The sequence below is a fragment of the Pantoea brenneri genome, assembly GCF_038594305.1.
Taxonomy (GTDB): Bacteria; Pseudomonadota; Gammaproteobacteria; order Enterobacterales; family Enterobacteriaceae; genus Pantoea; species Pantoea brenneri.
Genome location: NZ_JBCGBG010000001.1, coordinates 1390655 through 1411732 on the forward strand (window position 1 = coordinate 1390655; position 21078 = coordinate 1411732).

The following is a 21078-nucleotide window of genomic DNA, read 5'->3' on the forward strand; positions in this document are numbered from 1 at the left end:
GCTCATTTTTTCACCATGGTCTACGCTCAGTTCAGTTTCTCTACCCAGAGGTGCATGATGAGCAGCAATTCCTTAACCCGTTATATCGTCACGTTGCAGTATCAGGAATCTGGCTTAAGTGACATTCTTGAGCTAACCGGCGCAATGACTGCTGCCGGGTTTACCACCACCCTGACGGATGATGAGGGGCACCCGCATGAGCTGGGGACCAATAGCTTTGGTATTGTTACCACGCTGGAAGAAGACGATCTGCGACAGCAGGTCGCTGCCGCTGGCGAAAGCGCACTGGGACAAAAGCCAGAAGTGACCGTCACCACCTTTGAGCAATTCCTGCGCGACGCCGCCGATCATCGCCCTGCCGCCTCCCCGGCTGAGTAAAGGGTGCTTCCGCGCTGGTTTTGGTGAATATTTACGCGCTACAATCGAACTTACGCAGCGAATAACGAGGATAGCCCGATGTGGTCAGCCATTAGTCGTCTGTTAAGCGAGCAGTTAGGCAACGCCGAAATTACCCAACGTCACGCCCTGCCCGGTGGCGAAGTCCATCCCACCTGGCGTATCCGCTACGGTGACCACGACGTGTTCGTAAAATGCAACAGCCGCGAGATGCTGTCGCTATTTACCTGGGAAGCCGATCAGCTGGCACTGCTGGCCCGCACCCAGACCGTCAGGGTGCCGAAGGTCTATGGTGTCGGTCATCATCGCGAAGAGAGCTTCCTGCTGCTGGAATATATTCAGCCGCAGCCGCTCGATCCCCAGAGCGCCTTTCAGCTGGGCCAGCAGCTGGCGCATCTGCATCAGTGGAGCGAGCAGACTCAGTTCGGGCTCGACTTTGATAACAACATCACCACCACTCCCCAACCCAACAGCTGGCTGCGACGCTGGTCGGTTTTCTTTGCTGAGCAGCGCATCGGCTGGCAGCTACAGCTGGCAGCGGAAAAAGGCATTCAGTATGGCGATACTGAACTGATTATTGCCTGCGTGCAGCGGGTGCTGGCATCGCATCATCCTCAGCCCTCTTTACTGCATGGCGATCTCTGGCCCGCTAACTGCGCCGGCAGCGCCACCGGGCCGTGGATCTTCGATCCCGCCTGTTACTGGGGCGATCGTGAATGTGATTTAGCGATGCTGAGCTGGTTTCCTGACCTGCCGCGGCAAATCTTCGAGGGCTACCACGCTGTCTGGCCGCTGCCGGATGGCTTTTCGCAGCGTCAGCCGGTTTATCAGCTTTATTATCTGTTAAACCGGGCGAACGTGTTCGGCGGTCACTGGCTCGGCGACGCACAGTTCGCCATTGGTCAGTTGCTGGATGAGGATGCACTGTCAGCCAGTCAGGCCAAACCGGCCTGACTGCATCAGATAAAGCCCAGCAGCGACAGCGCGAAATAGCCAGCGATGGCAATCACGATCGGCAGGACGTAAAGCGGAAAAATCTGCAGAAAGATGGTGTGGCGCGGGACGCGCACCTTCTCTTCCAGCTGCTGGCGGGTGCGCCCTTCACTGCCCTTCACCTGCTCCAGAATTAACTGATCCTCAATGCCTTCTTTGACATGACGCACCTGACGTCCCATCCGCGCGCCTGATGATTCCAGCGCCAGCCCGACAAAGATCAGAATATAGATCAGCCAGAACCCGAGGTTCATCTGACCGTTAAATTCCGGTACCGGCGAGTTATGCCAGAACACGTTAAGGAACGGGGTATTAAAGCGGATCATGTCGACGATCACATGGACAAAATCGAGCATAACTGCGTCAATGCCTGGCTGCTTTTCGCTGTGCTTAAACATAAAGCTCAGCACAGAAATAATCGTCGAGAGTAGCGCCAGTAAAAAAATCACCCAGCCAGCCACACGCTTAAGGATGGCGATGCGGCCAGCCTGTTGATAGGTCATGATATCTCCTGAACCCAAAATCCAATTTGCTGTAAGTCTACCTGCCAATGACGAAATTTCCCAAATAAAGCGTGGCTGGCTGCTCTGCGACCCGCAGCCGGCCGATCAATGCTAAGGTAAGTCAGACTTTATAAGGAGACCTCAGATGCCCTATCACCGCCCCGTTCTCGCCGCATTGTTTGACATGGATGGCTTATTAATCGATTCCGAGCCGCTGTGGGATCAGGCTGAACTGGATATTTTTTCGACGCTGGATGTCGACCTGTCGCGCCGCAACGAGTTGCCTGACACGCTCGGCTTACGCATCGATCAGACAGTACGTATGTGGTACGAAACGCTGCCGTGGAACGGTCCCAGTCAGCAGGAGGTCACGCAGCGCATCATTGCCCGGGCGATGACGCTGATTGAAGAGACCCGTCCGCTGTTGCCAGGGGTTGAGGCCGCACTGCAGCTGTGCCGGCAGCAAAACCTGAAAATTGGCCTCGCCTCCGCCTCACCGCTGGCGATGCTGGAACGAGTACTGGAGATCTTCAACCTGCGGCACTATTTCGACGTGCTCGCCTCGGCGGAAGCGCTGCCTTACAGCAAACCCCATCCGCAGGTCTATCTCAACGCGGCCGCCAGCCTGGCGATCGACCCGCTTAACTGCGTCACGCTGGAAGATTCCTTCAACGGTATGATCGCCACCAAAGCGGCGCGGATGCGTTCGATTGTGGTTCCGGCGGCGGTGCACCGGGACGATCCGCGCTGGGCGCTGGCAGATGTCCGGCTGGATGACCTGACCCAACTGACGCTGGCCGATTTACACGGTTAAGTGCAAGCCCGCCAGCAGGCGGGCTGTTTAACCCGCTTCGGCGTACTGTTGATCTACTCCGCAAATAATTAAAACAACGTTTCATTTTTATTGAATTCATATCCCGCTCTGCCTAAGATGCCCAGACAGTCCCTGTTCCGGGGCATGCTTAACCTGATCTGCAGAGAGGCCTGAGATGGACGTTCGTCAAAGCATTCACAGTGATCACGCCAGACAGCTGGACACTGACGCGCTGCGCCGCGAGTTTCTGATTGAAACGATTTTTACTGCCGATAACTACACCCTGACCTACAGCCATATCGATCGCATTATCATCGGCGGCGTAATGCCGGTGAATAACCCGGTAACGATTGGCGACGAAATGGGTAAGCAGTTAGGCGTCAGCTACTTTCTTGAACGCCGCGAACTGGGCATGATCAATATCGGTGGCCCCGGACTGGTGGAAGTGGATGGCAAAAGCTGGGAAATCGGCCATGAAGAGGCACTCTATATCGGTAAGGGTGCGCGAAATCTGCTGTTCCGCAGTCTGAATCCGGCCCAGCCGGCGAAGTTCTACTACAACAGCGCCCCTGCGCATGCGACCTTCCCGGATAAAAAAATCACCTTACAGGAGGCCGCCACCGCCACACTCGGCGATCCTGCCACCTCCAATCGCCGCACCATCAATAAGTTCATCGTGCCGGACGTGCTACCGACCTGTCAGCTCACCATGGGCTTAACCAAACTGGAGGAAGGCAGCCTGTGGAACACCATGCCGTGCCACACCCATGAACGCCGCATGGAGGTCTATTTCTATTTCGACATGAGCGAGGAGAGTGCGGTTTTCCACATGATGGGCGAGCCGCAGCAAACCCGTCACCTGCTGGTGCATAACGAGCAGGCGGTGATTTCACCCAGCTGGTCGATTCACGCCGGCGTCGGCACGCAGCGCTACACCTTCATCTGGGGCATGGTGGGCGAAAATCAGGTCTTTGATGACATGGACCACGTCAAAATCAGCGAACTACGCTGAGCAGAGGAGAAATATCATGGTACTGAATGCGTTTAGCCTGGAAGGGAAAGTGGCGCTGGTGACCGGCTGTAATACCGGTTTAGGACAGGGTATGGCGCTGGGTCTGGCGCAGGCGGGATGCGACATCGTCGGCGTCAACCGCGAAGGACCGGACGAGACCCAAAGCAAAGTGGAAGCGCTGGGCCGCCGTTTCTGGTCGATAAAGGCTGACCTGATGAAAACGGAGGTGGTCGGCTCGGTGGTTGAGCAGGCGCTGGCCGCGGCGGGTAAAATTGACATTCTGGTGAATAATGCCGGGATTATCCGCCGCGAAGATGCGCTGAACTTCAGCGAGCAGGACTGGGATGATGTAATGAATCTCAACAGCAAGAGTCTGTTTTTTCTGTCACAGCAGGTAGCCCGGCAGTTTATCGCCCAAGGTAACGGCGGCAAAATTATCAATATTGCTTCGATGCTTTCGTTCCAGGGTGGGATTCGCGTGCCCTCTTATACTGCGTCAAAAAGTGCGGTAATGGGGCTGACCCGCCTGATGGCGAACGAATGGGCGAAGCACAATATTAATGTCAATGCGATTGCCCCCGGTTACATGGCCACCAATAACACCCAACAGTTACGCAGTGATGAAGCGCGCAGTGAAGAGATTCTCGGGCGTATTCCGGCCGGACGCTGGGGCGTACCCGACGATATGATGGGGCCGGTGGTGTTCCTGGCCTCAGCCGCCTCTGACTACGTTAACGGCTTTACGCTGGCGGTGGATGGCGGCTGGCTGGCGCGCTGATTTATCGGGCGGACACGCCACCGGGATTGTCCGCTTTTTTTAGTTAAATTCACGCTTCGTTACAGCGTCACATGTTCTCATTCACTGGATAAATCCCTATACTGGATGCATCGACAGTTTTCTTTGCAGCCAGGTTCCATCATGACGGCCGAGGGCCATATCATTTTTGCCATTGCGAGTGCCATTTTCGCTAAACGTGCTGAACTTACACCGGTGCTGGCGCAGGCAGACTGGTGGCATCTTGTTCCGTCGGCACTGCTGACCTGCCTGTTGCCCGACATCGATCACCCCAAATCGCTGCTCGGACAACGACTACGCTGGCTCTCTCATCCGATTGCACGGGCATTTGGCCATCGCGGTTTTACCCACAGTTTACTGGCGGTGGCTGCCGGGCTGTGGCTGTTTCAGCTTAACCTGCCAGCTGAGTCGCCGATTCCGCCTGATGTATTGCAGGGACTGACGCTGGGTTATCTCAGCCATATTGTTGCTGACATGCTGACACCGGCGGGCGTACCTCTGTTATGGCCCTGCCGCTGGCGCTTTCGTCTACCTATTCTGAAAAGTCAGAAAGGTAACCAGCTTGAGCGGGCTTTGTGCCTTGGACTGGTTGGCTATGCGCTGTGGTTCCCGGTGGGTATGCCTTCGTTTGGTGCAAACGGCTGGCCCGCTCAGCTATTTGATACGCTACAAAATGGTGTTGGTCGGTTGATTTCCAGTCAGACTGCGCATTAAATCAACAAATTAAGCGATTAAGTTATAAAGCATGCCATTTGGATATAAGGCCTGCACCCTCTCCTGCTGATACCATTCCTGCAGTCTTAATTCGTGATTAACATTATGCGGTTTTCCCGACGCGGAAAACCGCATTACTCTGGAGTTTCAGTATGGACCTTCCTCTTACGCTTAACCTCGTCGCCTTTGTGGTGCTGCTGGTGTTGCTCTCCCGTTTCAGCCGCAACAACTGGAGCCTGTCGAAGAAAGTGCTGACCGGTCTGGTGATCGGCGTACTGTTCGGCCTGGTGCTGCAGCTGATTTACGGTGAAAACAGCGCGGTGGTTAAAACCTCCATCAGCTGGTTTAACATCGTTGGCAATGGCTACGTGCAGCTGCTGCAGATGGTGGTAATGCCGCTGGTGTTTGTTTCGATTCTGAGTGCGGTTGCCCGCCTGCATAACGCCTCTTCGCTGGGTAAAATCAGCGTACTGACCATCGGCGTGCTGCTGTTTACCACCGCTATCTCGGCGCTGGTTGGGGTGTTCGTCACCGGCCTGTTTGGTCTGAGCGCTGAAGGTCTGGTGCAGGGTGTGCAGGAAACCGCGCGTCTGAGCGCCATTCAGAGCAACTACGTCGGCAAAGTCTCTGACCTGAGTGTGCCGCAGCTGGTGCTGTCCTTTATTCCGAAAAACCCGTTTGCCGATCTGACCGGTGCCAATCCGACCTCGATCATCAGCGTGGTCATCTTTGCTGCCTTCCTTGGTGTGGCCGCGCTGCAGCTGCTGAAAGATGATGAAGTAAAAGGTCAGCGCGTGCTGGTGGCGATCGACACGCTGCAGTCGTGGGTGATGAAGCTGGTTCGTTTAGTGATGAAGCTGACGCCGTACGGTGTGCTGGCCCTGATGACCAAAGTGGTAGCCGGTTCGAATCTGCAGGACATCATCAAACTGGGAAGCTTCGTGGTTGCCTCTTACCTCGGTCTGGCAATTATGTTTGGCGTCCATGCGCTGCTGCTGTCGGTCAACGGGATTAACCCGATGCGTTTCTTCCGCAAAGTGTGGCCGGTGATTACCTTTGCCTTTACCAGCCGCTCCAGCGCCGCCAGTATTCCGCTGAGCGTTGAGACGCAAACCCGTCGCCTCGGCGTGCCAGAGTCGATTGCCAGCTTCTCAGCCTCGTTCGGTGCCACAATCGGCCAGAACGGCTGTGCCGGTCTCTATCCGACCATGCTGGCAGTGATGGTTGCGCCAACCGTTGGCATCAATCCGTTTGACCCACTGTGGATCGCCACGCTGGTCGGGATTGTCACGCTGAGCTCGGCTGGCGTAGCCGGTGTTGGTGGCGGTGCGACTTTCGCCGCGCTGATTGTGCTGCCCGCCATGGGCCTGCCGGTCACTCTGGTGGCGCTGCTGATCTCCATCGAACCGCTGATCGACATGGGCCGTACCGCACTGAACGTCAATGGCTCCATGACGGCTGGTTCCCTCACCAGCCGCTGGTTAGGTCTGACCGATAAGCGCGTGCTGGACAGCGACGAACACGCCGAACTGGCACACCGTTAATCCGGTATCAAACCTGGCGCGCCCGCGCCAGGTTTTCTGCTCTTCTCCCGCTTTCTCTCCATAATTTCCCCGCTTGATGGCGACGCCGTTAAGAAAACGTTAAGCATGGTAAACAGGCGAAAATTCGCCGCTTTAGCGCTTGTCTTTAGTCGCTAAAAGGCCAATTCTGCAGGCAGTCTTATAAGGAGAATGCCCGATGAAAAAAGTTATCGCCTCCCTGCTGGCGTTAACCCTGTTAACCCCGGCTATCGCTTTCGCTCATCCTGGCGGATGGGGTCCACATGGTGGTCCTGGCCCACACTGGGGCGGGCCCGGTCCGGTGCGTTTTTTACCTGAAGCCGCAACAGCGGTGTTGATCGGCGGACTGACCTATTACCTGCTTAACGGCAACTATTATCAGCGCCATGGCGAAGAGTATGTGGTGGTCGAACCGCCTGAAGAGCGCCGGGTCAGCGATGACATGCGGGTGCTGGACTTCAACGGTAAACGCTTTTATGTGCAGCAGGGGCATTACTACCAGCGGCAGATAGATGGCGATTACGTCGAGGTTCCGCGTCCGGCAGGCTTATAACGGCCGAAACGAAAAACGGCCCGTCAGATGACGGGCCGTTTATTATTCAATCGGGGCTTTGCAGCGAATGACTTACTGCTGAACCTGCGGATCGGTATCGTATTCCGCACAGCTCTGGAAGCCGTAGTTCATTACGCGACCGGTATCGTTATAGCTCACGAAATAGGTCTGCGCTTTGCCGTCACGCTGGCCCAGTACATACGTCTGGCAGGTGCCACGCGCGTGAACCATGGTGATTTCAGTAGACGGTGTGCCAGCGATCTGACGAACCTGGTCACGGGTCATGCCTTTTTTAACATCCTTTACCACCGGCTTAGTCACATAGCTTTCAGCGCGATCGTAAGTCGTACAACCAGACAGGGCAGCCAGCGTCAGCGCCGCAGCGATACATCCCATCACTTTATTCATCTTGTTGTTCCTCATTTATTGTCCATGTGCAGACAAGCCTGGAACATAAATTCAGGTTTATCAAGTTTATGGCGAACTTTTAATGCGCTGACAACCGTCAGGATTTCGTAAAGAAGGCTGTTTTGCTGTCAACGGGCACGTATAATCTGCGGCAAAAAACAGGTCCCCTTAGCCAGCATAAAAGCGTCGCCGGGGCGCGGGTTGCCCTCACCGGCGGCTCACGGGATGACGCCGGCATCAGTAACCGCCCGCTAATGCGTTGTCCGCCTTTCATTCACCCATCGCTTCAGATACTGAGGATAAATGACACCTGCACACTCCAACCGGCTGGTTTATGCCATCACGCTGGGCCTGCTGGCCGCACTCGGCCCGCTCTGTATCGACCTTTACCTGCCCGCGCTGCCTCAGCTGGCCCGGGACCTGCACACCGAAACCGCCACGGCGCAGCTTAGCCTGACCGCCGGACTACTCGGTCTGGGTGCCGGCCAGTTAGTTTTCGGTCCGATGAGCGACAAATTTGGTCGTCTGCGACCGCTGGCTTTGTCACTGGTACTGCTGTTTATCGCTTCGATCGGCTGTGCGCTGGCGCAGGATATTCATCAGCTGCTGCTGGCTCGCCTGTTTGAAGGTTTGGCCGGCGCGGGCGGCGCGGTGTTATCACGCGCCATCGCTCGTGACATGTATAGCGGTCACGAGCTGACCCGCTTCTTCGCCCTGCTGATGCTGGTAAACGGTCTGGCACCGATTGCCGCTCCGGTACTCGGCGGCGTGCTGATGACGGTGCTTAACTGGCGTGGCATTTTTGTGGTGCTCGCCTGCATTGCGGTACTGCTGATTTTACTGGCGCGCTGGAAGCTGCATGAAACCCTGCCCGATGCGCGCCGCAGTAAAGGCTCGATTTTCTCCGCCTACGCCGCGCTGGGCCAGGTAATTACCCATCGTCCTTTTATGGGCTTCTGCCTGACCCAGGGCTTTATGATGTCCGGCATGTTCGCCTATATCGGCGCATCGCCGTTCGTGTTGCAACAGCTGTACGGTCTGTCACCGCAGGCATTTAGCTTCTGCTTTGCGGCTAACGGTGTCGGACTGGTGATCGCGTCCCAGACCAGCGCCCGTCTCTGCCCGCTGTGGGGAGAATATCGGGTACTGAAAGGCGGGCTGACACTGGCCTTTGTTGCCTCCAGCCTGCTGCTACTGGCCGCACTGACGCAGGCACCTTTACCACTGCTGCTGGTGGCGCTGTTCTTTACCATTGCCAGTAACGGGGTCATTGCGACCACCGCTTCATCACTGGCGATGCAGAGCCAGGGCCATCGCGCCGGCAGCGCCTCAGCAGTGATTGGCGTCACCATGTTCACCCTGGGCGCCCTCACCGTGCCGATTACCGGTATTGGCGGCACCTCAGTGCTGAGCATGACCGCCACCATTTTTGGCTGCTTTATGCTGGCGATCCTGATGTTCCTGCTGCTGGCAAAAAAACCGCTGCCGCAGGTGAAAACTGTCTGATTTCGCAACGGTTAACTGCAATCGGCTGCCGCTTTGGCTTGTTGTTTTCGCTGAGGCACGTTAGCTTTAATAAAACGTTCGCATCGAGCCGACGGGCCACTGACCTGAGGAGAAGTTCATGTCACTGCAGCAGGAAATCATTGAAGCACTGGGCGTTAAGCCCACTATCGACGCCGATCACGAAGTGCGCGTTAGCGTCGATTTTCTTAAGTCCTACCTGAAGCGGCACAGCGGTCTTAAGACGCTGGTGCTGGGGATCAGCGGCGGCCAGGACTCTACCCTGGCGGGTAAACTGGCGCAGCTGGCAATCAGCGAACTGCGCCAGGAGAGCGGCGATAACGACTACACCTTTATCGCGGTGCGCCTGCCTTATGGCGTGCAAGCCGATGAGCAGGATTGTCAGGACGCGCTGGCGTTCATTCAGCCCGATCGGTCGCTGGTGGTGAACATCAAAGAGTCGGTGCTCGCCAGTGAGCGGGCGCTGCAGGCGGCCGGCATTACGCTGTCTGACTTCGTGCGCGGCAATGAAAAAGCGCGTGAGCGAATGAAAGCGCAGTACAGTATCGCAGGCATGACCAAAGGCGTGGTGGTCGGTACCGACCATGCGGCTGAAGCGGTCACCGGCTTCTTCACCAAGTATGGCGATGGCGGCACCGACATTAATCCGCTGTTCCGCCTCAACAAACGCCAGGGCAAACAGCTGCTGAAACAGCTTGGCTGTCCGGAACATCTCTACCTGAAGAAACCGACGGCCGACCTCGAAGACGATCGTCCCGGCCTGCAGGATGAAGTGGCGCTGGGCGTGACCTACGAGATGATTGATGACTATCTGGAAGGCAAAACCATCGATCCTGATAACGCAAAAATCATTGAAGGCTGGTATCTGAAAACCGAGCACAAACGTCGCCCACCGATTACCGTTTTCGACGATTTCTGGAAGTAATCCCGCTCCTCCCTTGCTGCGGCAAGGGAGGCTTTAGCGCCTTACCCGGTTGAGAGTGACATGCCTGCTCCTGTCCCACGCGCCACCCTGATCGGTCTGACTGCCATTCTGCTCTGGAGTACCACCGTTGGCCTGCTGCGCAGCGTCAGCGAAGCCTTTGGCCCCACCGGCGGCGCTGCACTGATCTATACCACCACCGCCCTGCTGCTGTGTGTTACCCGCGGTCTGCCAAAACCGGGTGCGATCCCCGCCGCCTATTTAGCTATCGGGGGCGCGCTGTTTGTCGGCTATGAAATCTGTCTGGCGCTGGCAATTGGGCTGGCCAGCGATCGCAGCCAGTCGCTGGAGCTGGGGATGATTAACTATCTCTGGCCCTGTCTCACCGTGGTGCTGGCGATCCCATTTAACCAGCAGCGTTTTCGCCTGTGGCTGTGGCCGGGACTGGCGCTCTCTCTGCTGGGCATTTTCTGGGTGATGAAAGCCAACGGCGGCGGTTCACCCGGCCTGATGTGGCAGAACCTGTTGCGTAACCCCACCGCCTATTCGCTGGCTTTTATCGCCGCCGTCACCTGGGCACTCTACAATAATGTCACCCGTCGCTACGCCAGAGGGGCGAATGGGGTCACGCTGTTTTTTATCCTGACCGCGATGGCACTGTGGCTTAAATACTTACTGAGCGCGCCAGCGGCACCGATGACGTTTAGCCTGGCGCCGCTGCTGCAAGTGTTATTTATCGGGGCGTCGACCGCCATTGCCTATTCAGCGTGGAACCACGGCATTCAGCACGGCAATCTGACGCTGCTGGCGACCGCCTCCTACTTCACGCCGGTTTTGTCCGCACTGCTGGCTTCGTTATGGCTGGGCCTGACGCCGCCGCTGGCATTCTGGCAAGGAGTCGCGATGATCACCCTCGGTTCCCTTATCTGCTGGCTGGCGACGCGGCGTCTCTGAGCAGACGGCTGGCGATCATTTCACCTGCCTGTTATGCTGTATGGACAACCAGTAAATGGAGTCCATCTTGGTCAGACGTGCTGCAACGCACCGCCTCGAGTTCGACGCGGCTGCAATTTATCAATATCCCGAACACCTGCGTGAGTGGCTGGAAGGCCTGCCCAATCAGCCCGGCGTTTACACCTTCCACGGCGAAAGTGATTCGCTGCCGCTCTACATTGGCAAAAGCGTCAATCTGCGCTCGCGAGTGATGTCCCATTTCCGCACGGCGGATGAGGCAAAAATGCTGCGCCAGTCGCGGCGCGTCAGCTGGATCCCGACCGCAGGCGATCTCGGCGCGCTGCTGCTGGAAGCGCAGATGATCAAAACGCAACAGCCGCTGTTTAACAAGCGCCTGCGTAAGAATCGTCAGCTCTGCTCGTTGCAGATCACCGACGGTAAACCGCAGGTGGTTTACGCCAAAGATCTCGACTTCAGCCAGTCACCCAACCTGTTTGGCCTCTATCGCAGCCGCTTTGCCGCGCTGGAACGGCTGAAACAGCTGGCCGATGAGTATCAACTCTGCCACGGCCTGCTGGGACTGGAAGCGCTCAGTGCTCAGCGCGGCTGCTTCCGTTCCGCGCTGCGCCGCTGTGCCGGTGCCTGCTGCGGCAAAGAGCCGGTCAGCGATCATCAGGATCGGTTACTGGAAGCACTGGAAAATGTGCGGGTGTTTTGCTGGCCGTGGCAGGGTGCGGTCGGGCTGGTTGAAGAAGGTAAACATATGACCCAAATCCACGTCATCGATCACTGGTTTTATCTGGGATCGGTCAGCAGTATGGAGGAGGCGAAGAAGTTGCAGCGTACTAAAGGCGGCTTCGATCATGATGGCTACAAGATCCTCTGCCGCCCTATTCTGTCCGGCGATTACCCTATTCAGCCGCTCTGATCAAAAAAAACCGCCGACGCTGTCCACTCACTGTCAGTGGACAAGGCCGGCGGTCTCAGACCGTTCGCTTAACGAAAATTATTCAGCGGGTGCGGCTGGCGGTGCCATTTTGTCATCGTGCGGACGTTTCTCCGTCAGACGCTTTTCGAAGTTGGCGTTATATTGCTTCTTCTGCTCTGGCGTCAGCACGTTGTACAGTTTGTTCTGGGTTTCCAGCATCTTCAGCGCATGCTCTTTCGCATTGGCGGTCATTTTTTCCGCCTGAGCCTCGGCTTTGCTCTGGTCGAAGCTGTCAGCGGCAACGATGCTGTGCATCGCACGGCGCTCTTCCAGCGACGGACGCTTCATATCTTTGTGGCTCTCTTTCATGATGTCGCGCATCTGGGTTTTTTGCGTGTCGGTCAGGTTCAGCCCTTTAAACATCATCTCCATGCCGTGACGCATTGGCGGCTTATGCATTGCTTTTTCACTGCCGGCTGGCGGTGGAGTCAGGTTATCAGCGGCGGCGTGAACAGCGCTGGCCGCGCCAAATGCCAGTGAAGAAGCCAGTAACAGGGAAGTCAGTTTGCGCATAATAGTGTCCTTATTGATTCGGGATTATGACGACAGCACTCTGTCGCGTCTTCGGAAACAAGCATACGACGCTGAACGTCAACTACTCAGAGGCTGAGTAAAGCCGTGAAAGCATAAAAGACAAAAATTCGGCAATCATGAAGAGAATGCGAAGAAAGGCGTGAGGAATTGCAAAAGTTTATGAATTTAAAGCGAATCTGGCAGAAATCATGGAGAGGTGTGCGGAGAGTGTAAGGGTTAAGTCAAAAAAGCGGAAGCAAAACTCCCGCTTATTGCTGGATGGTGAGGAACCACGTCAGATCGGCAGCGCCTGGGTCTGTTCGCCCTCTTCAATCAGCATCAATCCGGCACGCAGCCCGGCAGCCACATTGGGGTTAGGGAACAGCACATACTCACGCGCCTGCTGGACGTAATAACGGGTCTCGCCGTCCTCCGCCAGCAGCGTGCCCTGTGGAAACGCGGTGAAGTTCAGCGTTTCCGGTGACATGTGTAGCTGAAAGTTTTCACTCAGCCGGGTAATCTGCTGCGCCACCCGATAGTGACGCGGGGGTGCCAGCGGCTGCGGCAGCGTATCGCCGTACAGCAGCGCCGCCAGCGCCTGTTGCGTAGCGCTAAACTGGCTGAGATCGTTAGCGCCGAACGGCAACGCTTTCCCTAACTCCAGCGTGCAACTGGCCGCGCCAAAATGTTCACAGCTGAAATGGGTAAAGGTGCCGCCGGGCGAACGGTGGAACACCAGTGCCTCCAGTCCGGCCGCCGCCAGCCAGTGAAGAAACTCTGGTGGCCACGGACGTTCATTGTGCGGCATCACGCCGAATTGAGGGTGATAAGAGCCGCGAATCGCGGTGTGCATATCGAGGTGCCAGCGCGTCTCATCACACTCACCGACCTGCCAGAAGGTTTCCAGCGTCTGTTCGAGCCGCAGCACGCGACGGGCTTCATCGCCGTCATCAATCTGCTGCCAGCGTCCGCCAAATAGCCGGTTAATGTCATAGCGGATGTAACGCTTGCCGCTACGCAGCGCAGAGGGATTCCCGAGGATCACCAGCATCCGCTGCTGTAGCGGCTTCTCACCGCGTAACAGCGGCGTGATCACCTGATTGAGTATTTCGACCGGCGCGGTTTCATTGCCATGTATGCCCGCGGACAGCACCAGCGCCTGTTTGACCGGCACTGTCGGTTCCATTAACAGAATGCCGTGATATAACCATTGCCAGCGAAGATGCGCCGTTTCACCACTACGCTTACGCGGCGCCTCGCCGGACAGCGTTTGCTGTAAAAAGTCCTGCATCGTTCCTCCTTTTGGCCTGAAGCGAGCGGCAGCCTCTGCTGCCGCGCCCTTCACTGCTGAAATGCGTACACATTTCCTAAGTCTAGCAGCTTCGTCAATTCATCCAGCGCGTCACGTCCTTCGCGCAGCAGCTGAGGATCGACCAGATCGGCCTGAGTCAGGCGATCGCGATAGTGACGATCAACCCACTGGTTAAGGGTGGCGAATAGCCGATCGTTCATCATCACCGCCGGATTGACCGCCTGCTGCTCCTGTGGCGTCAGCACCACCCGCAAGCGCAGGCAGGCCGGACCGCCTCCGTTATACATGCTTTCACGCAGATCAAACACCTTCAATGCCTTCAGCGGACCGCCGCTTTCCACCTGTTCGCACAGATAATCCCAGACGCCCGTGTGCTGACGTGACTCTTCTGGCAGCACCAGCAGCATGCTACCGTCGGGCTGGCTCAGCAGCTGGCTGTTGAACAGATAGGTGTTAACCGCATCCTTCACTGATACCCGATTTTCCGGTACTTCCAGCGCCACAAATCCCGCTACCCGCGCCTGTAGCTCGGCCAGTAACGCAGGCTGATCGACAAAGGCGTGCTGATGACAGAACAGCATCTGCTGATTGCTGACGGCAATCACATCATTATGAAACACGCCCTGATCGATAACCGCCGGGTTTTGCTGGGCAAACAGCAGATGATCGGGTGAGAGCTGATGCAATCGCGCCACCGCTTCACTGGCTTCGCGTGTCTGACGGGCCGGATAACGCTGCGGCGCCATCCCTTCGTGGCTGCTGTCGCGACCATAAACAAAAAGCTGCACGCCGCGCTCACCATAATCTCCGCCAAACCGGTTATGGTTGGCCGCGCCTTCATCGCCAAACATCGCGACCTGCGGCAAAGCATCATGCACCGTAAAATGGTGGCTATCGCGGAAAATGGCGCGCAGCAGTAACGCGGTCTCCGGCGCTTCCATCGCCCGATGAAACTTGTTGTTGAGGTTAGCGACGGTCAGATGGACCCGGCCATCACCACTGTCAGCCGACGGCGAAACCGTGGCAGCATTTGCTACCCACATCGCCGAAGCGGAACTGGCGGCCGAGAGCAAACCCGGTGCGGTTTTACCGGCGCGGGACAGCACCTGCTCATCGCTGCCGCTGAAGCCTAACTGACGCAGTGCCGCAATATTTGGTCGCTCATGGGGAGGAATGACACCCTGCAGATAGCCCATATCCGCCAGCGCCTTCATCTTCAGCAGGCCCTGCTTCGCCGCCAGACGGGGATTCGACGGCTGCAGCTGATTACGCGTCGAGGCCTCATTACCAAACGACAGACCGGCATAATGGTGAGTTAAACCCACCAGCCCATCAAAGTTCGCTTCTGTTGCCTTCATTTGGCCGTCTCCCCGCAGGCGAAATCAAGCCCCGGCGATAGCGTGGCAGGCAGCGTCAGATCCGGCGTCTCCAGCGAGGCCATCGGCCAGGCACAGTAGTCGGCGGCATACCAGGCGCTGGCCCGGTGGTTGCCCGATGCTCCAATACCGCCAAACGGCGCGGTACTGGCCGCCCCGGTCAACGGTTTATTCCAGTTTACGATGCCGGCGCGTGCCTCAAGCAACAGCTGATCAAACTGCTGACGCGACGGTGAAATCAAGCCGCACGACAGGCCGTAGCGCGTCTGGTTGGCCAGCGCAATCGCATCATCGTAATGGTCATAGCGAATCACCCCGAGCAATGGACCAAACACCTCTTCATCCGCTACGCCTTCGACGCCGGTCAGTTCAATAATGCCCGGCGTCAGCAGTGCGCTGTGGCGATCCGGCCAGCGCATCGCCAGCAGCACTTTGCCGCCCGCCGCGACCCGCTGCTGCCATTCGCCATAAATTTTTTCTGCCGCTGCGGTCGAAATCACGCTGCCCATAAACGGTTGCGGCTCTGCGTTCCAGCGGCCCGGCTGCAAACGACCGGCCACTTCCACCAGCCGCTGTAAAAAAGCATCGCCTGCCGCGCCGCGTTTCACCAGCAGCCGACGCGCACAGGTGCAGCGCTGACCGGCAGTGATAAACGCCGACTGCAGCGCAATGTGAACCGCGGCGTCAATATCAGCCGGATCTTCAACTATCAGCGCATTGTTACCGCCCATCTCCAGCGCCAGCATCTTCTCTGGCTGGCCGGCAAACTGACGGTGCAGCTGATAACCGGTATGCGCGCTGCCGGTAAACAGCAGGCCATCGATCTGGCTATCCGCAGCCAGCGCCTGACCGGTTTCCCGACCGCCTTGCAGCAGCGCCAGCACACCGGTGGGCAGGCCAGCCGCCAGCCAGAGCTGCACGGTTTTCTCAGCCGTCAGCGGCGTCAGCTCGCTGGGTTTGAACACCACGCAGTTACCGGCCAGCAGCGCCGGAACGATATGACCGTTCGGCAGATGTCCGGGGAAATTGTAGGGACCAAACACCGCCAGCACGCCGTGAGGACGGTGACGCAGGCTGCTCTCACCTTCCGACTGTTCACCCGTCCGGCTGTGATAGGCCTTAATCGAGATAGCGATTTTATTAATCATCGCGCCGACTTCAGTCAGCGCTTCCCAGCGCGGTTTTCCGGTTTCACGGGCAATGGTTTCCGCCAGCTCAGCTTTGTGGGCCTCCAGCTGCGCGGCAAATTTTTCTACCGTCGCCTGACGCTCGGCAAACGGCCGCTTTGCCCAGCCGGGAAACGCGGCGCGCGCCGCTTCACAGGCGGCACTGACCTGTGCCGGCGAGGCGGCCTGGCCCTGCCACAGGGTTTCACCGCTTACCGGGTCAGATTTGACCAGAGATTCAGCCTCGCCGCTCAGCCAGTTTCCATTAATCAGGTGGGTCATGCTTTTTTCTCCTCGCTGCAGAGCGGCACCACGCGCAGGCTATCGCCCGACTGGCAATGTAACGCCCGCATCTGTTCATCTGTCAGGTGCACACAGTCGCTGTCAGCCTCGGCCGGGATCAGCGCCACGCGGAACTGGCGATAATTGTTGTTGGCAACCAGGCACAGCGGCGCATCGTGGCGGTTTTCGCCCGATTCAGCGCAGCGCAGCCGGCTTTTGCGTACCGCACGGATCCGATCAATGTCGCACTCCAGCGTCGGACCGCCATCAAAGATGTCGACATAGTTGAGGTAGCGAAAACCTTCCGCCTCCAGCACGGCACGGGCCGGCGCGGTTTTAGGATGCACCTGGCCGATGACCGCCTGCGCTTCTGGCGACAGATAGTGGATATAGAGCGGGTGTTTTGGCATCAGCTCGGCGATAAACGATTTCTGACCGGTACCGCTCAGGAAGTCCGCTTTGCTGAATTCCATCGAGAAAAAACGGCTGCCAACGCTGTCCCAGAACGGCGAATGGCCATGCTCATCGCTGACGCCGCGCATCTCTGCCACCACGCGATCCATAAAGCGCTCGCGGAAGTTAGCCATAAACAGAAAGCGCGACTTAGACAGCAGATAGCCGTTTTTACCGTCGCGGTAGTCCGGATCAAGGAACAGCGTACACAGCTCACTGCTGCCGGTATGGTCATTACTCAACGACAGCGTGGGCAGCGCGGCATAAACATTCAACTCTTTTGACGCGTGCACCTGAGTACCGACCCGGAAGTTATACCAGGGGTCCTGCAGGCCCACCGCCACTTCAATAGCGCAAATCCCGACTGCGCGGTTGTCTTCACTGTCGGCCAGCACAAACACATAGCCCTGCTCGGCGCGCGGCAGCGTATCCTGCCAGGTTTGCAGCGATCGATCGATACGCGCCTGCAACGTGGCGCTATCAACCGGCAGCGAGGTCAGCCCGCCGCCGGTTTTGCCTGCCAGCGCCAGCAGCTGGCTCAGATCATCGCGTTCAACCGGACGGATTACCATCATGATGCGGACCCTCGTACCAGACGCTCACATACCTCGGCGAAGCGTGCCATGCCCAGCTTCACTTCCTGCTCACTGATATTGAGCGCTGGGGCGAAACGCACCACGTTGGCACCGGCGATCAGCACCATCACTCCCATTTCTGCCGCGGCGAGATTGATCTGCTTCGCTTTGCCGGCAAAATCGTCGTTCAGCACGGCACCAATCAGCAGGCCCAGACCGCGAACCTGTTTAAACAGGTGCAGCCGCTGGTTAATCTCGTCTAGCGCGGCGACGATCCACTGGTGGCGCTCGGTCACGCCAGCCATCAGGGCCGGTTGATTGATCAGCTCCATCACTTTACCGGCGACGGCTCCGGCCAGCGGGTTACCGCCGTAGGTGGTGCCGTGTGTCCCGACACCCATCACTAAGGCCAGATCTTCACGCGTCAGCATTGCCCCGATCGGGAAGCCGCCGCCGAGCGCTTTGGCGCTGGTCAGCACGTCAGGCGTCACGCCATAGTGCATATAGGCATAAAGCGAACCGGTGCGGCCGACCCCGCTTTGTACTTCGTCAAAAATCAGTACCGCATGATGCTTATCGCACAGCTCACGCAGTCCGCGCAGGAACGCCGGTTCAGCAGGCACCACGCCCCCTTCACCCTGAATCGGTTCAACAATCACTGCACAGGTATTGTCGTTAATCAGCGCTGCTGCTGCGGCCAGATCGTTGAAAGGCGCATGCTGAATGTCAGGCGGCAAAGGGGCAAAATCTTTGGAATAGGCCGGTTGTCCTCCGGCGGAAACGGTAAACAGGGTGCGGCCGTGGAAGGCGTTATTAAAGGCGACAATGCCGCTTTTGGCCGGACCAAAGCGATCGTGCGCGACTTTACGCGCCAGTTTCAGTGCGGCTTCATTCGCCTCGGCACCGGAGTTACAGAAGAACACCCGGTCAGCGAAGGTGGCATCGATCAGCTGCTTAGCCAGACGCAGAATAGGCTCGTTGGTATAACCGTTGCCGGTATGCCATAAACGCGCAGCCTGATCCTGTAACGCCTGCTGTAAGGCCGGATGAGCATGCCCTAATGCATTGACGGCAATGCCACCGGCGAAATCAATGTAATCCTTGCCGTTTTGATCCCAGACGGTTGATCCTTCAGCGCGAACCGGCACAAATGCGGCGGGCGCATAAACCGGCATCATCCATTGATCAAAATCGTGACGCGAAACCTGCAGTGACATAACCCGCTCTCCTGCTTCCCCGACTGGGTAAAGCTTTTGTTTTAAAATTGTTAAAGGATGTTGTGAAGCAGCCCTACTGTAGAGTGCAGATAGCGTGCCAGCCAAGGAGATTAATGCATAAAATCGGCCATCAAACGGATTATCAATAACTTAGGTAGAGAGGCTATTCACTTATTTTGCATATATAGTGAATAATTGTCTGATCGAAGCGCCAGCGCCGGGTTTTAATCAGCAGAATTATGCATTTATGGCAGGAAATATCGCTTTTGTGATCGCTGATAAATTATCTGTCCAAAAAAGTTCAGACGTTGCCCTGTTTTAGCGCATTACGCCTTTTCACGGTGCACAAAAAGCGGCTGCTGCACACCGGGTGGATTGCCGCCAGCGGTGTCTGTTTTAACAATTAATCTTCATTTATCACCACTAAGCTGACCGTAACGGCGATAGTTAAGGATTATTTTTTAAGCGCCATGTACATTATTTAATCAGATTGACATCTTTATTAATTACGATATTAACCAGAAAAAAATATAACCCCGCAGCATGTAAGCAACTATTACTAAGCAGGCTAATGGTCAGACAAAAACCTTTATCAGCTTATTCCTTTTATAAGACTCCTTATTTTAATAATGGAAAACGCCCACTGATAAGCCGTATAAAAAACAGCCTGCAGAAAACAATAAAAAATATTCAATCTATTGTTTTCAATGAAATTAATGTTGAAAATACATTTTAATCCGTCAGAAGAAAAAAGTATTAGCGCTGCTGAAATTATTCTATCGCCATCATTTTTTCGAATACCAATGTAATCATTAATATTTTGTTACTTTTATTACACTTTGTGATTTTATCGTTTTATGTCATTTTCATTTCACCCCAAAAAGGGGAATAATAATGAATGAATACAGGGTAATAATTAAATGATAAAGCGCACGCTTCTGGCGGCTACTGTGCCGTTACTGATCGGCTTGTCTTCTGCTCAGGCCGCAGAGATTTATAACAAGGACGGAAATAAGCTCGACCTGGTCGGCAAAATTAACGTGTCTCACCTGTTTTCGGACGACAACAACAACAATGGCGACACCTCGTCCTATGCCCGTTTCGGCTTTAAAGGCGAGACCAAAATTACTGACCAACTGACCGGCTACGGTTTCTGGCAGTATCAGTACAGCCTGCGCAATTCTGAAGGCAGCGATGCTCAGACCGGCAACCGTACCCGTCTGGGCTATGCTGGGCTGAAATTTGGCAAGGCAGGTTCTCTGGATTATGGCCGTAACTATGGCCTGGTGTATGACGTACTCGGTTACACCGATATGCTGCCGTTCTTCGGCGGCGATTCCGGTTACACCGATGCCTTTCTTTCCGGTCGCTCGACGGGCGTGCTGACCTGGCGCAACAGTGATTTCTTTGGTCTGGTGGAGGGATTAAACCTTGCCGCGCAGTATCAGGGTAAGAATGAGCGCAGCAGCGACATTGATGGCGTACGGCGCTCTAACGGCGACGGCTTTGCCCTCTCCGCCTCCTATGATTTCGATTTTGGTCTGAGCTTCGCCGCTGCCTTCGCCAGCCTCGATCGCACCAACAGACAGAATGCCGCCGCACGCGGTGAAGGCGAGAAAGCTCAGCACTGGGCGACCTCGGTCAAATATGACGCCAGTCAGGTCTACCTGGCGGCGATGTACGGTGAGACCCTGAATGCCACCCCGATCAGCGGTGGTTTTGCCAACAAAGCGCAAAACTTCGAAGCCGTGGCGCAGTATCAGTTCCTGAATGGGTTCCGTCCGTCGCTGGGCTATGTTTCATCGAAAGGCAAAGAGATTGAGAACATCGGTGACGCCGACATCATTAAGTACACCGCGGTAGGCGCGACCTGGTACTTCAACAAGAACATGTCGGTTTACGGTGAGTACCGTATTAACCTGCTGAAAGATAACAATCCACTCGGCCTGGCCACCGACGACATTACCGCGCTGGGCCTGATCTACCAGTTCTGATTATCCCGCTGTGTTACGCAACGGCCCGACAGTGATTGTCGGGCCGTTTTT

The 21078-nt window shown here is 56.4% G+C and carries 21 protein-coding genes; 13 read left to right on the forward strand and 8 right to left on the reverse strand.

Annotation, left to right across the window (positions count from 1 at the left end):
- Positions 1-57 precede the first annotated feature (57 nt).
- Both ghoS and AABB92_RS06500 read left to right on the forward strand, forming a co-directional pair.
- On the forward strand, positions 58-378 hold the full coding sequence (gene ghoS / locus AABB92_RS06495; RefSeq protein WP_031375688.1) for a type V toxin-antitoxin system endoribonuclease antitoxin GhoS: 321 nt from the start codon (positions 58-60) through the stop codon (positions 376-378).
- Between the two features lie 78 nt (positions 379-456).
- Positions 457-1350: a fructosamine kinase family protein gene (locus AABB92_RS06500; RefSeq protein ID WP_046288364.1), complete on the forward strand. Its 894-nt coding sequence runs from the start codon at positions 457-459 to the stop codon at positions 1348-1350.
- Positions 1351-1355: 5 nt separating this feature from the next.
- On the opposite strand, the gene AABB92_RS06505 is transcribed toward AABB92_RS06500, so the two are convergent.
- A complete protein-coding gene (locus tag AABB92_RS06505; protein ID WP_031375687.1) occupies positions 1356-1892 on the reverse strand; it encodes a YniB family protein in 537 nt (178 codons plus the stop codon).
- 145 nt (positions 1893-2037) lie between these two features.
- Here AABB92_RS06505 and hxpB point away from each other — a divergent pair, with 145 nt between their 5' ends.
- From hxpB to AABB92_RS06535, 6 genes are all read left to right on the forward strand, one after another.
- Positions 2038-2706, forward strand: coding sequence for a hexitol phosphatase HxpB (gene hxpB / locus AABB92_RS06510; RefSeq protein WP_031375686.1), 669 nt, complete (start codon positions 2038-2040; stop codon positions 2704-2706).
- A 175-nt stretch (positions 2707-2881) separates the two neighbouring features.
- The gene (gene kduI, locus AABB92_RS06515; protein WP_046288365.1) at positions 2882-3718 is read left to right on the forward strand and encodes a 5-dehydro-4-deoxy-D-glucuronate isomerase; all 837 of its coding nucleotides are present in this window, start codon (positions 2882-2884) and stop codon (positions 3716-3718) included.
- Positions 3719-3734: 16 nt separating this feature from the next.
- Entirely contained in the window at positions 3735-4496 is a 762-nt protein-coding gene (gene kduD, locus AABB92_RS06520) for a 2-dehydro-3-deoxy-D-gluconate 5-dehydrogenase KduD (RefSeq protein ID WP_031375685.1), read from the forward strand.
- A 141-nt stretch (positions 4497-4637) separates the two neighbouring features.
- A complete protein-coding gene (locus tag AABB92_RS06525; RefSeq protein ID WP_046288366.1) occupies positions 4638-5228 on the forward strand; it encodes a metal-dependent hydrolase in 591 nt (196 codons plus the stop codon).
- Positions 5229-5380: 152 nt separating this feature from the next.
- Positions 5381-6772, forward strand: a complete 1392-nt coding sequence (locus tag AABB92_RS06530; protein WP_031375684.1) for an L-cystine transporter — start codon at positions 5381-5383, stop codon at positions 6770-6772.
- Positions 6773-6968: 196 nt separating this feature from the next.
- On the forward strand, positions 6969-7343 hold the full coding sequence (locus tag AABB92_RS06535; protein ID WP_031375683.1) for a DUF6515 family protein: 375 nt from the start codon (positions 6969-6971) through the stop codon (positions 7341-7343).
- A gap of 72 nt (positions 7344-7415) precedes the next feature.
- Here the strand turns inward: AABB92_RS06535 and osmE are convergent, their stop codons facing one another.
- A complete protein-coding gene (gene osmE, locus AABB92_RS06540; RefSeq protein WP_010245718.1) occupies positions 7416-7751 on the reverse strand; it encodes an osmotically-inducible lipoprotein OsmE in 336 nt (111 codons plus the stop codon).
- Between the two features lie 303 nt (positions 7752-8054).
- Here osmE and AABB92_RS06545 point away from each other — a divergent pair, with 303 nt between their 5' ends.
- From AABB92_RS06545 to cho, 4 genes are all read left to right on the forward strand, one after another.
- Positions 8055-9257: a multidrug effflux MFS transporter gene (locus AABB92_RS06545; RefSeq protein WP_031375682.1), complete on the forward strand. Its 1203-nt coding sequence runs from the start codon at positions 8055-8057 to the stop codon at positions 9255-9257.
- Between the two features lie 118 nt (positions 9258-9375).
- A complete protein-coding gene (gene nadE, locus AABB92_RS06550) occupies positions 9376-10200 on the forward strand; it encodes an ammonia-dependent NAD(+) synthetase (protein WP_031375681.1) in 825 nt (274 codons plus the stop codon).
- A 60-nt stretch (positions 10201-10260) separates the two neighbouring features.
- Complete coding sequence (yddG, locus tag AABB92_RS06555) at positions 10261-11151, forward strand: aromatic amino acid DMT transporter YddG (RefSeq protein WP_046288367.1); 891 nt, start codon at positions 10261-10263, stop codon at positions 11149-11151.
- Between the two features lie 67 nt (positions 11152-11218).
- On the forward strand, positions 11219-12079 hold the full coding sequence (gene cho / locus AABB92_RS06560) for an excinuclease Cho (protein ID WP_031375680.1): 861 nt from the start codon (positions 11219-11221) through the stop codon (positions 12077-12079).
- Positions 12080-12157: 78 nt separating this feature from the next.
- On the opposite strand, the gene spy is transcribed toward cho, so the two are convergent.
- The 6 genes from spy to AABB92_RS06590 form a co-directional block, all read right to left on the reverse strand.
- A complete protein-coding gene (spy, locus tag AABB92_RS06565) occupies positions 12158-12652 on the reverse strand; it encodes an ATP-independent periplasmic protein-refolding chaperone Spy (RefSeq protein ID WP_031375679.1) in 495 nt (164 codons plus the stop codon).
- Positions 12653-12947: 295 nt separating this feature from the next.
- Positions 12948-13943: a succinylglutamate desuccinylase gene (gene astE / locus AABB92_RS06570; protein ID WP_031375678.1), complete on the reverse strand. Its 996-nt coding sequence runs from the start codon at positions 13941-13943 to the stop codon at positions 12948-12950.
- Between the two features lie 50 nt (positions 13944-13993).
- Positions 13994-15322, reverse strand: a complete 1329-nt coding sequence (gene astB / locus AABB92_RS06575) for an N-succinylarginine dihydrolase (protein ID WP_031375677.1) — start codon at positions 15320-15322, stop codon at positions 13994-13996.
- A complete protein-coding gene (gene astD / locus AABB92_RS06580) occupies positions 15319-16788 on the reverse strand; it encodes a succinylglutamate-semialdehyde dehydrogenase (RefSeq protein ID WP_046288368.1) in 1470 nt (489 codons plus the stop codon). Before astD ends, astB begins: the two co-directional genes overlap by 4 nt.
- The gene (astA, locus tag AABB92_RS06585) at positions 16785-17816 is read right to left on the reverse strand and encodes an arginine N-succinyltransferase (protein ID WP_031375676.1); all 1032 of its coding nucleotides are present in this window, start codon (positions 17814-17816) and stop codon (positions 16785-16787) included. Before astA ends, astD begins: the two co-directional genes overlap by 4 nt.
- The gene (locus tag AABB92_RS06590) at positions 17813-19033 is read right to left on the reverse strand and encodes an aspartate aminotransferase family protein (protein ID WP_046288369.1); all 1221 of its coding nucleotides are present in this window, start codon (positions 19031-19033) and stop codon (positions 17813-17815) included. The genes astA and AABB92_RS06590 overlap by 4 nt, the downstream gene beginning before the upstream one ends.
- A 920-nt stretch (positions 19034-19953) precedes the next feature.
- On the opposite strand from AABB92_RS06590, the gene AABB92_RS06595 reads away from it, so the two are divergent.
- A complete protein-coding gene (locus AABB92_RS06595) occupies positions 19954-21027 on the forward strand; it encodes a porin (RefSeq protein WP_031375675.1) in 1074 nt (357 codons plus the stop codon).
- The last annotated feature ends 51 nt before the right edge of the window (positions 21028-21078 follow it).

What these genes read in the sequence shown, in the direction of transcription:
- AABB92_RS06500 (WP_046288364.1), top strand. Translation starts at nt 457, where the DNA reads ATGTGGTCAGCCATTAGTCGTCTGTTAAGCGAGCAGTTAGGCAACGCC.
- astB (WP_031375677.1), bottom strand. Translation starts at nt 15,322, where the DNA reads ATGAAGGCAACAGAAGCGAACTTTGATGGGCTGGTGGGTTTAACTCAC.
- astD (WP_046288368.1), bottom strand. Translation starts at nt 16,788, where the DNA reads ATGACCCACCTGATTAATGGAAACTGGCTGAGCGGCGAGGCTGAATCT.
- AABB92_RS06595 (WP_031375675.1), top strand. Translation starts at nt 19,954, where the DNA reads ATGATAAAGCGCACGCTTCTGGCGGCTACTGTGCCGTTACTGATCGGC.
- AABB92_RS06590 (WP_046288369.1), bottom strand. Translation starts at nt 19,033, where the DNA reads ATGTCACTGCAGGTTTCGCGTCACGATTTTGATCAATGGATGATGCCG.
- AABB92_RS06505 (WP_031375687.1), bottom strand. Translation starts at nt 1,892, where the DNA reads ATGACCTATCAACAGGCTGGCCGCATCGCCATCCTTAAGCGTGTGGCT.
- AABB92_RS06525 (WP_046288366.1), top strand. Translation starts at nt 4,638, where the DNA reads ATGACGGCCGAGGGCCATATCATTTTTGCCATTGCGAGTGCCATTTTC.
- yddG (WP_046288367.1), top strand. Translation starts at nt 10,261, where the DNA reads ATGCCTGCTCCTGTCCCACGCGCCACCCTGATCGGTCTGACTGCCATT.
- kduI (WP_046288365.1), top strand. Translation starts at nt 2,882, where the DNA reads ATGGACGTTCGTCAAAGCATTCACAGTGATCACGCCAGACAGCTGGAC.
- astA (WP_031375676.1), bottom strand. Translation starts at nt 17,816, where the DNA reads ATGATGGTAATCCGTCCGGTTGAACGCGATGATCTGAGCCAGCTGCTG.
- osmE (WP_010245718.1), bottom strand. Translation starts at nt 7,751, where the DNA reads ATGAATAAAGTGATGGGATGTATCGCTGCGGCGCTGACGCTGGCTGCC.
- AABB92_RS06535 (WP_031375683.1), top strand. Translation starts at nt 6,969, where the DNA reads ATGAAAAAAGTTATCGCCTCCCTGCTGGCGTTAACCCTGTTAACCCCG.
- AABB92_RS06530 (WP_031375684.1), top strand. Translation starts at nt 5,381, where the DNA reads ATGGACCTTCCTCTTACGCTTAACCTCGTCGCCTTTGTGGTGCTGCTG.
- ghoS (WP_031375688.1), top strand. Translation starts at nt 58, where the DNA reads ATGAGCAGCAATTCCTTAACCCGTTATATCGTCACGTTGCAGTATCAG.
- hxpB (WP_031375686.1), top strand. Translation starts at nt 2,038, where the DNA reads ATGCCCTATCACCGCCCCGTTCTCGCCGCATTGTTTGACATGGATGGC.
- spy (WP_031375679.1), bottom strand. Translation starts at nt 12,652, where the DNA reads ATGCGCAAACTGACTTCCCTGTTACTGGCTTCTTCACTGGCATTTGGC.
- astE (WP_031375678.1), bottom strand. Translation starts at nt 13,943, where the DNA reads ATGCAGGACTTTTTACAGCAAACGCTGTCCGGCGAGGCGCCGCGTAAG.
- nadE (WP_031375681.1), top strand. Translation starts at nt 9,376, where the DNA reads ATGTCACTGCAGCAGGAAATCATTGAAGCACTGGGCGTTAAGCCCACT.
- kduD (WP_031375685.1), top strand. Translation starts at nt 3,735, where the DNA reads ATGGTACTGAATGCGTTTAGCCTGGAAGGGAAAGTGGCGCTGGTGACC.
- AABB92_RS06545 (WP_031375682.1), top strand. Translation starts at nt 8,055, where the DNA reads ATGACACCTGCACACTCCAACCGGCTGGTTTATGCCATCACGCTGGGC.